Source organism: Clostridioides sp. ES-S-0190-01 (assembly GCF_020658275.1).
Lineage (GTDB): Bacteria > Bacillota > Clostridia > Peptostreptococcales > Peptostreptococcaceae > Clostridioides.
The window spans coordinates 251,658-264,529 of sequence record NZ_JACVWA010000015.1 but is presented as its reverse complement, the minus strand read 5'-3'; the positions used below and the strand labels follow the sequence as shown (position 1 = coordinate 264,529).

Genomic DNA, 12,872 nt, shown 5'->3' with positions numbered 1-12,872 from the left:
TGTGGCTAGATTAAATATAAATCCAACACGTATGGAAATGACTAGACTTAAGAAACTCCTTAAAACTGCGACAAGAGGTCATAAGCTTCTTAAAGATAAGCTTGATGAACTTATGAAACAATTTCTTGAAATTGTAAGAGAAAATAAGCGATTACGTGAAGAAGCAGAAAATGCTCTCGATGCTGCTTATAAAAATTTTATAATTGCAAGGGCAGTTATGAGTCAGGAGTATCTAGGTTCAGCACTTATGATGCCAAAACAATCTGTTTCTGTAGGTGTTTCTACAAGAAACATAATGAGTGTTGATGTTCCTGTGTTTGACTTTAAAACTGAAAACAATCAAAGTGATATTTATCCTTATGGTCTTGCTTTTACATCAGGTGAATTAGATTCTGCTATGGAAGCATTTTCAGATGCAATGGAACCACTTTTAAGACTTGCAGAAAGTGAAAAAAGTGCACAGCTTCTTGCACAAGAGATAGAAAAGACACGTAGACGTGTTAATGCTCTTGAAAATGTAATGATACCAAATTACATTGAAACTATTAAGTATATTGCTATGAAGCTTGAAGAAAATGAGAGAGCAAGTACTACTAGACTTATGAAGGTTAAGGATATGGTGCTTAAAAAAGCACTTGAAGAAAAAAAGAAAAATGATTTGGTTGGATAATTAAATACTTATAAAAATAAGCCTAACATCCTAGTTTATAGGAGTTAGGCTTTTTAGTGCAAGTAAGCACATATTCGGAATTGGCGGTATCAATTAATTACCTATTAATCTCTCAATATTCATTTCAATACTCCAGATGTAAAAGTTATGTATATTCTACCTTGTATATAAAAAAGCTCAAATAAAATCATACTCATATGGGTAAAAGGGTGTTTTTTATAAGAATTTTTATGAAGATATAATGGTCTATATGCCTAGAACTTTGTAAAAAAATAATAAATTTAACAAAAATTTCTAAAAATTAACGAACTGTTAATTTACACTTAACTTCGTATTAACAAATTAGGTGTATTATATAAACATAAGCAAAAACAATAAAAAACAATTAAAAAAAGACAAAAACACAAAAAGGGGGAAGATATGAAAGAATTTATATTTACTTGTCTGTGTATTGTAGTAATTGCATTTATGACAAGTTGCATATCAACAACACCACAAACTACTCAAGGAAAAGGAAATAATAAACTTACAATATATGCAGCATTAGAAGAAGAGCAAATAACTTACTATATGGAAGGATTTAGAGAAGAGTATCCTAATATTGATGTAGAAATAGTTATGGATTCTCATGGTGTAATAGCTTCAAAATTATTAGCAGAAAAGGATAATCCACAAGCAGATGTTATATGGGGATTATCAGCAATGAATATGATAGAACTAAAAGAAGATGGGGCACTTGAAGCATATAAGCCTAAAAATTATGACAAGGTAGATAAGAGATTTAAGGATACTGGAAAAGATGTATCATGGGTAGGTATGAGTGTACCAGAGACAGCAATAGTAGTTAATTACAAAGAACTTGAAAAATTAGGTCTAGATGTTCCAAAAGGATATAATGATTTAATAAAACCAGAGTACAAAGGTCTTATAACAATGCCAAATCCAGCATCATCTGGTACAGGTTATCTTACAGTATCAGGACTTATTCAAATGATGGGTGAAAAAGAAGCTTATAATTACATGGATAAACTACATAAGAATATAGCTACATATACACATTCAGGTTCGAAACCTGCAAAACTAGCTGGTTCAGGAGAATACCCAATAGGCATTACACTTGGATATAGAGCTACACAGCAATTGTCTAGTGGAGAACCTATAGAAGTAGTATTTCCAAAAGAAGGTTCAGGTTGGGATTTAGAAGCAAATGCTTTGGTTAAGAAAGATAATATAAAAAAAGAAGCAAAATTGTTTTTAGATTGGGCAATAAGTGATTCAGCTATGGACAGATATGCACATGAAGTAGCAGTAACTTCTATAAAGACAGAGAATCCTGTACCAAAAGGTTACTCTAAACGTCCATTAGAACAGCTGATTAAAGAAGTTGATTTAAACTCTGCATCAAAAAATAGAAGTGCAGTGTTAAAAACTTGGGAATCAAAGTATGGTTCAAAATCTGAAAGTAAGTAAAAGTTAAATGGATTTTTTAATAGAAATAGAGAAAAGAAATTTATAAGAAAAATTAAAATATAAAATTAAAAAAACAAATATAATTGTATAAGGGGAGATTAGATATGAGTTACTTAAAAATAAATAATGTGTTCAAGAGTTATGACCAAAAAAGAGTGTTAAACAATATTAGTTTAGATATTGAAGAAGGTGAGTTTCTATGTTTACTTGGACCTAGTGGATGTGGAAAAACTACATTACTTAGAATAATAGCAGGGCTTGAAGATGTAAATAGTGGAGCTATAATTCTTCAAGATAAAGATATAACAGAGTTAGAGCCATCAAAGAGAGGTTTTGGGATAGTATTTCAATCATATGCATTATTTCCAAATATGACAGCATATAATAATATAGCTTTTCCGCTTAAAGAAAGAAAGGTACCAAAAGAAAAGATAGATAAGAAGGTTAGAGAAGTGCTTGAAACAGTTGGATTGAGTAATGAAGCTCATAAGTATCCTAAAGCATTGTCAGGAGGTCAACAACAGAGAATTGCAATAGCAAGAGCATTAGCACTTGAGCCAAAGTTTTTACTTTTAGATGAGCCAATGTCTGCACTTGATGCAAAAGTTAGACACAAACTTAGAATGGATATTAAAAAACTACAGAAAGAATTAAATATAACAACAATAATGGTAACACATGACCAGGAAGAAGCTATAACTATGGCAGACAAAATTGCAATCTTAAATGGTGGTGACATAATGCAAATAGGGACTCCAGAAGAAATATATCAAAATCCTCAAAACCTATTTACAGCTCAATTTATAGGAGATACAAACTGTTTTGATAGAGGAGATTCTATATTAACTGTAAGACCAGAATATGTTCAAATAGAAAAGTCAACAAAAGAAAATTGTCATGGAACAATATCTAATATAGAATTTAGAGGGAATCTATTGAGAGTGGAAATAAAAGATAAATTAAATGAAAATTTTATAATAAGTGATGTTTCTATAAAAGAATGGGTTAATTTAAATTTAGTAGAGGGTGACTTTGTAAGTGTAAGTATAGATGAAAAATACTATTTAAAGTATCCAAAAGTTAAAGGAGCATAAATATATGAATAATAATGCTATAAGTTCTAAAAGTTTAAATATTAAATCTAAAATAAATTTAGATATAAAAAAATGTATGCTTACAGTATTAGTTATGTCTTTGGTAATATTTTTATTGGCACCCATAATCTATCTGTTTGTACAAGCATTTTTAGATAAAGATGGAGTTTTTGTTGGATTACAAAATTTTAAAGAGTATTTAGCTTCTGAAGCACTGTTAAATTCTCTGAAAAATACAATATTTGTATCTGTTATATCAACTGTAATATCTTTAACTCTCGCACTAGTGTATGCATATGCACTAACAAGAACAAAGATTAAGTTTAAAGGACTTCTTAAATCTATAGCGATGTTTCCTATGTTTGCCCCTACAATGATGCATGCTATAGGTTTGGTATATTTATTTGGAAATCAAGGGGTAGTGACTAATTTACTTGGAATAAATATTCCGATATATGGTTCAATTGGAATAGTATTAGCACAAATTATATATGTATTTCCTCAATCATTTCAGATACTTTATATATCACTAAATTCAACTGATTATAGATTATATGAAGCTAGCAATGCTATGGGAATAAGCAAGATAAGAGAGTTTTTAAGTATAACGATACCTAGCATTAAGTACTCTTTAATAAGTTCAGCATTTGTATCATTCACATTGTGCTTTACAGACTTTGGAGCTCCAAAAGTTATTGGAGGAGATTTCAATGTATTATCAATAGATGTATACAAGCAAATTATAGGGCAGCAAAATATGCCTATGGGAGCAACTGTATCAATATTACTTTTGATACCTGCAATAATATCTTTTATAGTAACTAAAAAAATCGAAAAAAATCAAAATTCATATATAAATTCAAAATCAATCCCATATAAGGTTAAATTTAATAAGTTAAGAGACAGTATATTTGGAGTCATTGTAGGAATTATTGCATTTGGAATAATAGCTGTAATGTTGACTGTAATCTTATCTTCACTAATATCTGTTTGGCCATATGATTTAAGACTCACACTTGAACACTTTTCTATGAAAAGTAGTATTGATGGAATTAAGCCATTTATAAATTCAATAGAAATGTCATTACTGACAGCTATTCTTGGGACAAGTTTTGTTTTCTTATTTGCATATCTAAACGAAAAAACAGAAAAAGCTCCATATTTAAAATCATTTGGATATTTTTTAAGTACATTGCCTATGGCATTACCAGGGTTAGTGTTAGGTATAGCTTATGTACTATTCTTTAATAAATTAGAGTTTAATCTAATGGATACAATATACATTAAGAACTTGTTTAATGGATTGTACGGAACATTATTTATTATGGTTATATGCAATGTGGTACATTTTTTCTCAGTAGCTTTTATAACTGCAACTACAGCTATTAAGAAAGTGGACAAAGAATTAGACATGGTGGCAAAATCAATGGGAATAAATAGTGCATCAATTCTTAAGAATGTAACAATACCACTTTGTTTGCCAGCAGTTTTAGAAAACTTTATGTATTTTTTCTTAAATTCTATGGTAACAATATCAGCACTAGTATTTATATATACAGCAAGTTCAAAGGTAGCAGCTATATCAATTGTACAGTTAGATGATAAGGGAAGTACAGCACAAGCAGCAGCACTAGCTGTATTGATATTAATTACAAATGTACTAGTTAAGGTAATACATGAATTTATAAAAAATCGTTTGGAAAAAAGAGCAAATTTTAACTAAAGAAGTTATTGTATAAAAATACACATATTAAAGAAGTCTATTCTTATAATTTATTGTTTATAGAATAGACTTCTTTAATATAAATTTAAAATAAATATTAATCGTTTTTATTAATTTTTCTTTTGTTACAATACATTTCAGAATCTGCACGATGGTATGTATCAAATAAAGAGTTGTCTAAGTTTTCATCGAAAACTGCATATCCAATAGACATGGATAAATTTAATTCATTAGTAGCGTTTTCTTCAATTATTTTTAAATTAATCTTATTGACAATACTATCTATTTCTTCATGATAAGAATCTTTTAAAATAATTATATACTCATCTCCACCAACGCGATAAACTATATGTTTTTTATTTATTACATCTTGTATAATTTTACTTGCATTTTTAATGTATAAATCTCCTGTTTGATGGCCAAATTTATCATTGATTTTTTTAAGGCCATCTAAATCTATTGACATTATAGAAATTGGTTGTTTAAGATTTGAATTGTTTAAGTTATTCATATCTATTTCAAAAGCGTTTCTATTTTTTAATCCTGTTAAATAATCAGTATTGGCAAAATCAGTATATGTAGGATTAGATATACGTTTAAACAGGATTACTGCTACTAATGCTGATATTAAACAGGTTAATAAAGCTATAAAAGGAGTAACTATACTTATAAATCTAAAGGTATTGTATTGATGTTTTGCTTCAAATTCAATTCCCATTACTCCAACGACTTTACCAACATCATTATGGATGGGAAAGTACGATATAAATATATGTCCCCAAGATGTTTTTTTTATTTTTTTAGGTAGCAATATATTATTATCTAGTGCTTTGTTAAGGTCACCCCAAATCTCTTTTTCTATCAAATCACCAGCATTTCTAAAATCGCTTCTAGATGAATCTAAACCATCAACAACATATACTAATGAGCCATCTTTTGTTTTTTTTGCAGTGTATAAGTACATAACTCCAGTAGTATTCTTTACAGATTCCAATAGCACTTTAGCACTTTTATAAGACTCTTTTGAGTGGTCTTTTTCAGAATTAATTTCAATAAAGGTATCTTTATCAAGATTTTTTTCTACATACTTATATATATGTCTTGACCTCTCACTTAAAGTATAAATCATATCATTATAAGTGAGTACATAATTAAAAAAATAAACACATGAAGAAGAAATTATTACAATAATTGCAGTAAGTATTGAAACTTGCATATCAACTCTATTGAATTTTTTATTTATTTCCATATCCCAAATTTTTTGTAAAAAAATATTTCACAAAATCTCCCCATAATTAATGTATATCTATAAATATTACCATAATATACATCTATATTATCAAAATCATCTAAAAATTACAATCTATAATTTAGCTTAAAAGATTCAAATACAAGGCTTTTTAAAATTACACTATACTTTAATAAATAAACATTATAATATCTTAATAGTATTTATATTATAATTATTTTATTTATTAATACCTGCTAATATATCACATACTATGTCAATTCTTTTAAATGGTGTAATAATATAATAACCATCTACATAAGGTTCAATTTCTTTTGCTATTTGAGTTGATATATTGATAGCAAGTTTAGTAGATTGTTCTTTTGAAGCATCTTTGTACATGTCTATAATGTCTTGTGAAACAGTAATTCCTGAAATTTCATTATTCATAAAACAAGCATTTTTGTAACTTACTACAGGTATAATTCCACCTAGTATCTTTGCAGGAAGTATTTCCTTAGCTTTTTTTAAGTTTAATAAAGCTTGCTCTGTTAAAACTGGTTGAGTTAAAAACATAGTAACCCCATTTTCTATTTTAATCTTAGCGTGCTTAAGTTGAGAATCAAAGTTTGTTGCATTTATATTTAAAGCTCCAAATATATTAAATGGAGTATTAAAGGTATCTTTATTTAAAGTTTTTATGTAATTTGCTAGTATAGAAGAGTTAAAACTGAACATGGCCTTTATTTCATCTCTTTCAGCAGAAGGTATAGGGTCTCCAGTTACTACTAACACGTTGTTTATGTTTTCAATATTTAATCCTAAAAGAAGAGCTTTTGTAGCATTAATATTTCTATCTCTACATGTCATATGTGGAATAGGAGTGATGTCTAACTCTCTCTTTATTTTACAAGCTAATAAACTACTATCAACTCTTGCTCTTGCTATAGGGCAGTCAGCAATTGTTATTGCATCAACTCCGTAGTTTTTTAGTTTTTCAGCACTATTCATAAAAAATTCAATATCTGTATCAATAGGAGGGTCTAATTCAACTGCTATAATTTTTTTACCTCCATCAAGCTTTTCTAAGAGTTCGTTTTTTGCCACAGATTTAATTTTTTCTTTTGGAGAAATATCATTTTTTATGGCAACATTGCCTTTGTATAAAGAATTTATTATTTCAACAGTTTTTTTGATAAATTCAGGTGTTGTACCACAGCATCCACCTAGTATATGAACCCCTTGATTTAATATTTCTAGCATCTGTTCTGAAAAATAGTCTGAGTTATCTTCAAAAAATGTACGATTATTGATAATAGTTGGATAGCCTGCATTAGGCATAATAGAAACTATATTGTCATTAATATCAAGTGTCTTTATAAAATGTAATAAATGGTGTGGGCCAGAGATACAATTAAATCCTAATGCATCAATATTTTTGTCCTTGGAAATAGATTTAAAGATGTTAGTTCCACTTTTTCCAAGTCTAGTAAAGCCCTCTGGATTAACTGCAAATTCTGTTAAGATAAATGCATTTGGTTGTTTTTCTTTTATATAACTTGAGATTTCTGGTAAATATTCATCACTACTAAATGTTTCAAATAGAAAATTAGTTGCTCCAATTTCTAAAAATACATCTACTATTTTCTTATAGTCAGGTAACAAATTTCTATCATTTAGAGCAGGTATTGGACCAATATCAGCAAATATAAATACATCTGTATTTCTTGTTGCCTCTAATGCAATTTCATACCCACTTTTTATAATATCTTTGACAGTTTTAAAATCACACTCTAGAAGTGTTTCATTTGCTGCAAAAGTATTTGTCTTAATAGCCATACATCCAGCTTTTATATATTCCTCGTGGATAGACAATATTGTAGATGCATCATTTATATTGGCTATTTCACAATTGAAAGGACTATTTTTTAGTTTGGAATAGTATGTACCCATTGCACCATCAAAAACTAAAACAGAGTCTTTGATATATTCATTTATGTTCATTGCTTCACCTCATACGAATTTAAAATATTTTAAGTATTAGTATATCAACCCCAAAAAAACTTGTCAATCTTTGGAAAATATAGTGGAATATATTGGCCTATATAACAAGTTTGTTGGTGATTTTGATATATTTACTTAATGGTATTAAAATAAGAACCATAGTGGTGAGATAGTGATATAATTATATCTATTGCTGAAAATCAATGATAGACATTACCATATTTTATTATAGTTAACACAATTTGAAACTACATAGACAGGTAATATATATTAAATAATCTAAAAATGCTATATTATAAGTAAATTCTTGTAAATGGGGTATATTGTACAGAGTAGAATTTGTATTAATGACTGGGAAGAATAATATAGATATTCAAGGTGTTAAATGTACTGTTATAGAGAAATAATATATGGTAGATTAGAAAAGTAGAAGCTAAAAATCATTTTAAATTAGTAACTTTATTTCAACTTATTGAGTTTAAATATAATAAATTTATTTATGATGGTAAATTTACTTAAATAAACATAGTAGTTGATTTAAGTGTACAATTAAAGGGCTTTTTAATTTTATAATTATAATATAAAAGAGGTGGAAAATGAAAAATAGACTTGATTTAACAGAAGGAAGTATTACTGAAAAGTTACTTAAACTATCACTCCCAATAATGGGGACTTCATTTATACAAATGGGATATAACATGATAGACATGATATGGGTTGGTAAAGCTGGAAGTAAAGCAGTAGCTGCAGTTGGGACAGCGGGATTTTTTCCATGGCTTGCAATGGCATTTATTATGATTTCAAAAGTAGGTGGTGAAGTAAAGGTAGCACAAAGTATAGGAGAAAATAATATAAGCACTACTAAATCATATATAAAATCAGCAGTAGAAATAAACCTTATGTTGGCAATAATATATACTATGGTTTTGATAGTACTCAATAAACAACTAATAGGTTTTTTCAGATTGGGAGATTTAGAAGTTATATCTATGTCCAGACAATATTTAATAATAGTAGCTTTAGGTATGGTATTTTATTTTATCAATCCAGTATTTACTGCAATTTTCAATGGACTTGGGAATAGTAGAACACCTTTTTGCATCAATACAATAGGGCTAATAACTAATATTATACTTGACCCTGTTCTAATTTTTGGATGGGGACCTGCTCCAAAACTTGGAGTTGCAGGAGCTGCTATTGCTACTGTATTTGCACAAATAGTAGTTACTACATGTTTTCTATATATAATACTTAAGAGTAAAGAGGAGTATTTTAAGATAAAAATCTTCAGAAAAATAGAACTTAAATACTATAAAGTGTTATATAAGTTAGGTTTTCCTGTAGCTATACAAAGTGGAATGTTTACAATATTTTCAATGTTGCTTGGTGTAATAGTGGCTTCATGGGGGCCTGTTGCAGTTGCAGTGCAAAAAGTAGGGTCACAAATAGAAGCAATATCATGGATGACTGCTGAAGGATTAGCTGTTGCATTAGGAAGCTTTGTTGGACAAAATTATGGAGCCAAAAAGTATTCTAGAATAAATAAAGGATGTAAAATAGCTATAATTGTATCTTCTATACTTGGAATAATGACAACCTTAGTATTGATATTTGCAGGTGGAAGTATTTTTTCTGTTTTTATAGATGAAAGTGAAGCAATAGAAAAAGGAGCTATGTATCTTAAAATATTAGGATACTCTCAATTTTTTATGTGTCTAGAAATAATAACAACAGGAGCTTTTAAAGGATTAGGTAGAACCTATATACCTTCTATAATAGTTACTGTATTGACTGGTGCAAGAGTACCATTAGCTTACTTTATATCTAGACCAGAAATATTAGGATTAAATGGTGTTTGGTGGAGTATAACAATATCAAGTATATTAAAGGGAATATTAATGATAAGTTTATTTATATATCTGCTTAAACTTGGGAAATTATATAAGGTATCTAAATAAAATTTAATTTATATTAAATGTATAGACATTTTGTTTATTTGTATATAAAATTAACTTATCATATAAAAGTTCGAATTGATTAGGAGTGAATTAAATGAAAGAACCAATTTATAAAGTTATAGAAAATCATGTAAGAGAATTAATAAATTCAGATAGTTTGAAAGAAGGGGATTTAATCCCATCTGAAAAGCAATTAAGTGAAGAATTTAATGTGACTAGAATGACTGTAAGGTCAGCATTAAATAATCTAGTTAAGGAAGGTTATATAACTAGGCAAAGAGGTGTAGGAAGTATAGTACTCGCAAATAAAATATATGATAATATATCTTCTGTAAGTGGATTTACTAAGGAGATGGAAAGTAAAGGCTATAAAGTATCTAATATATTGGTATCTCTTGAAATAGTTCAAGCAGACGAAGAATTATCAAGTAAATTGAATATTAGCTTAGGAGAAAATGTATGGGAGATAAAAAGAGTAAGATTGGCAGATGAAACGAGGGTTTCATATATGATTACATATATGCCAGTTAAGTTATTTCCAAATTTAAATAAAATTCATTGTGAAAATTCACTTTATAATTTTGTGGAAGAAGTATGTGGATATAAAATAGCTATGTCAGAGAGAGAAGTACAAGCTGTAATATCAAATGAGGAATGTATGACTAATTTAGAAATTGAAGAACCAGAAGCACTTTTATATATAAATCAAGTTTGTAAGTTACAAAATAGTGAGGTTTTTGAATACTCACACACATATCATCATGGATATACTTTAACTTTAAGTGCTGTTGTCGAATAAAAATTAAGAAAAAATGAAAAAGTTTTCTTGAAATGTATATACATTTGATATATAATAATATCAAGAAATAAATGTATATACATTTAAAAATAAAATATATACATTAAAATAAAAATTAATAAATAAGGACACTTTAAATGTATAGTTTAAAGATATTATGACTTAAAAAGATACTTAATAAATTCTAATTTGGAGGTAAGAAAATGATAAAAATAATGTTAGCTTGTTCAGCAGGGATGTCAACTAGTTTATTGGTTACAAAAATGGAGAATGCCGCGAAGGAAAACGGTATAGAAGCAAAAATATGGGCTATATCAGAAGTGAACTTAAAAAATGAAATAGAAAATTGTGATGTCTTACTTTTAGGACCTCAAGTTAGATATGTATTAGGAAAAGCAACTGAAATGGCAAAACCATATAATATTCCAGTAGAAGTTATAAATATGATGGATTATGGAAGATGTAATGGGAAAGCTGTCTTAGATAGAGCAGTGGAATTAAATAATTCAAAATAAAGTTGTACTGGAGGATGTAAAATGGAAAAATTCATGTCATTTATGGATAAATATATAGTGCCTGTAGCTGCAAAGGTAGGAGCTCAAAGGCACTTAGTAGCAGTAAGGGATGCATTTATAGCAATGATACCTATAACTATGGTAGGTGCATTGGGAACATTGATAAACAACTTGCCATTAGAAGCATATAAAAATCTGATGGCAAGTATATTTGGAGAAAATTGGACTATGTTTGGAGGAGACCTTTGGTGGGGAGCTATAGGTACGATGGCAGTATTTTTAGTAATAGGTGTTGCCTATTTCCTAGCAAAGTCTTATGAAAGTGATGGATTACAAGCTGGTCTTATAGCACTATCTATCTTTTTTATAATGGCTCCACAAATTGGTAAGATAGTTCCAGAAGGTGGTATTAGCGCAGTTGAAGGATGGGGAATGATACAACAGACTTACTTAGGAACAGCAGCACTATTTTCTTCTATATTAATAGGGTTGTTGTCTGCTGAGATATTTGTAAGATTATCTAAAGTAAAGAAATTAACTATAAAAATGCCAGATGGAGTTCCACCAGCAGTTTCAAGATCATTTGCAAAGTTAATACCAGGAATGTTGACTATAATGATATTTACTGTAATAGGAATATTTATAAAAATGCTTTCAGATGGAAATTTCTTAACAGATATTTTGAATACTTACTTAGGAGCACCACTATCAAATGTAGCTGATAGTTTAGGTTCTACAATGCTTATTGCATTTATAATTCATATACTTTGGACTGTTGGTCTTCATGGTGCAAATATAGCACTTCCTTTTACAGAAACAATACTTATGAAATTAGGTGGAGAAAACGCTGCCTTAGCTCAAGCAGGTGCAACTGAAGGCTATCATGTACTTGCAGGTTCATTCTTTGATGCATTTGTGTATTTAGGTGGTTCAGGAATGGTATTAGGATTAATTGTAGCTTTATTAATAGCAGGGAGAAGACGTAAAGAGATGATATTGTTAGGGGGACCTCCAGCAATATTTAACATAGGAGAACCATTAATATTTGGGCTTCCAATAGTTTTAAATCCTATTTTTATGATTCCATTTGTACTTGCACCAGTAGTATGTAGTGCTGTATCATATTTAGCAATAGATTTTGGATTAGTAGCACCAGTAATTTTACCTAAAATACCTTGGGTAACACCTCCTATATTAGGTGGGGCAATGGCTACAGGTGATTGGACTGGAGGAGCTTTAGCACTATTTAATTTAATATTGTCAATATTAATATATATTCCGTTTGTTATAGCATCTGAAAAAATGGAAGCTAAAAAATTAACAAAAATTGACAACTAGGTAATTTTATTCGGAAATAAATAGATAAAGTTTTGTAATATATACTAAATTATAAGTAAGGATGGTATAATGA

10 protein-coding genes are annotated in these 12,872 nt (G+C 28.7%); 8 read left to right on the top strand and 2 right to left on the bottom strand.

Translation table 11 applies throughout. The features are described 5' to 3' along the window. The first annotated feature begins 1 nt into the window (after window position 1). The 4 genes from IC214_RS04670 to IC214_RS04655 all read left to right on the top strand — a co-directional run bounded on the left by IC214_RS04670 (window position 2) and on the right by IC214_RS04655 (window position 4,957). Window positions 2–670: a V-type ATP synthase subunit D gene (locus IC214_RS04670; RefSeq protein WP_227482033.1), complete on the top strand. Its 669-nt coding sequence runs from the start codon at window positions 2–4 to the stop codon at window positions 668–670. 420 nt (window positions 671–1,090) lie between these two features. Then, a complete protein-coding gene (locus IC214_RS04665; protein ID WP_227866307.1) occupies window positions 1,091–2,140 on the top strand; it encodes a putative 2-aminoethylphosphonate ABC transporter substrate-binding protein in 1,050 nt (349 codons plus the stop codon). Window positions 2,141–2,244: 104 nt separating this feature from the next. After that, on the top strand, window positions 2,245–3,234 hold the full coding sequence (locus IC214_RS04660; protein ID WP_227433971.1) for an ABC transporter ATP-binding protein: 990 nt from the start codon (window positions 2,245–2,247) through the stop codon (window positions 3,232–3,234). Window positions 3,235–3,238: 4 nt separating this feature from the next. Beyond that, on the top strand, window positions 3,239–4,957 hold the full coding sequence (locus IC214_RS04655; RefSeq protein ID WP_227433972.1) for a putative 2-aminoethylphosphonate ABC transporter permease subunit: 1,719 nt from the start codon (window positions 3,239–3,241) through the stop codon (window positions 4,955–4,957). Between the two features lie 97 nt (window positions 4,958–5,054). On the opposite strand, the gene IC214_RS04650 is transcribed toward IC214_RS04655, so the two are convergent. Next, the gene (locus IC214_RS04650) at window positions 5,055–6,173 is read right to left on the bottom strand and encodes a GGDEF domain-containing protein (protein WP_227866306.1); all 1,119 of its coding nucleotides are present in this window, start codon (window positions 6,171–6,173) and stop codon (window positions 5,055–5,057) included. A 252-nt stretch (window positions 6,174–6,425) separates the two neighbouring features. Then, complete coding sequence (locus IC214_RS04645; RefSeq protein WP_227433974.1) at window positions 6,426–8,189, bottom strand: bifunctional homocysteine S-methyltransferase/methylenetetrahydrofolate reductase; 1,764 nt, start codon at window positions 8,187–8,189, stop codon at window positions 6,426–6,428. A 596-nt stretch (window positions 8,190–8,785) separates the two neighbouring features. Here IC214_RS04645 and IC214_RS04640 point away from each other — a divergent pair. From IC214_RS04640 to IC214_RS04625, 4 genes are all read left to right on the top strand, one after another. Continuing rightward, on the top strand, window positions 8,786–10,147 hold the full coding sequence (locus IC214_RS04640) for an MATE family efflux transporter (protein WP_227851185.1): 1,362 nt from the start codon (window positions 8,786–8,788) through the stop codon (window positions 10,145–10,147). 94 nt (window positions 10,148–10,241) lie between these two features. Further along, complete coding sequence (locus IC214_RS04635) at window positions 10,242–10,946, top strand: GntR family transcriptional regulator (RefSeq protein ID WP_227433976.1); 705 nt, start codon at window positions 10,242–10,244, stop codon at window positions 10,944–10,946. A 203-nt stretch (window positions 10,947–11,149) separates the two neighbouring features. Then, window positions 11,150–11,461 (top strand): PTS sugar transporter subunit IIB, encoded by a 312-nt coding sequence (locus IC214_RS04630; protein ID WP_227433977.1) that lies wholly within the window; start codon window positions 11,150–11,152, stop codon window positions 11,459–11,461. Window positions 11,462–11,482: 21 nt separating this feature from the next. Next, on the top strand, window positions 11,483–12,799 hold the full coding sequence (locus tag IC214_RS04625; protein ID WP_227866305.1) for a PTS sugar transporter subunit IIC: 1,317 nt from the start codon (window positions 11,483–11,485) through the stop codon (window positions 12,797–12,799). Window positions 12,800–12,872 lie beyond the last annotated feature (73 nt).

Coding starts and splice junctions, on each gene's coding strand:
- IC214_RS04640 (WP_227851185.1), top strand. CDS start 8,786: ATGAAAAATAGACTTGATTTAACAGAAGGAAGTATTACTGAAAAGTTA.
- IC214_RS04625 (WP_227866305.1), top strand. CDS start 11,483: ATGGAAAAATTCATGTCATTTATGGATAAATATATAGTGCCTGTAGCT.
- IC214_RS04630 (WP_227433977.1), top strand. CDS start 11,150: ATGATAAAAATAATGTTAGCTTGTTCAGCAGGGATGTCAACTAGTTTA.
- IC214_RS04635 (WP_227433976.1), top strand. CDS start 10,242: ATGAAAGAACCAATTTATAAAGTTATAGAAAATCATGTAAGAGAATTA.
- IC214_RS04650 (WP_227866306.1), bottom strand. CDS start 6,173: ATGCAAGTTTCAATACTTACTGCAATTATTGTAATAATTTCTTCTTCA.
- IC214_RS04645 (WP_227433974.1), bottom strand. CDS start 8,189: ATGAACATAAATGAATATATCAAAGACTCTGTTTTAGTTTTTGATGGT.
- IC214_RS04660 (WP_227433971.1), top strand. CDS start 2,245: ATGAGTTACTTAAAAATAAATAATGTGTTCAAGAGTTATGACCAAAAA.
- IC214_RS04655 (WP_227433972.1), top strand. CDS start 3,239: ATGAATAATAATGCTATAAGTTCTAAAAGTTTAAATATTAAATCTAAA.
- IC214_RS04665 (WP_227866307.1), top strand. CDS start 1,091: ATGAAAGAATTTATATTTACTTGTCTGTGTATTGTAGTAATTGCATTT.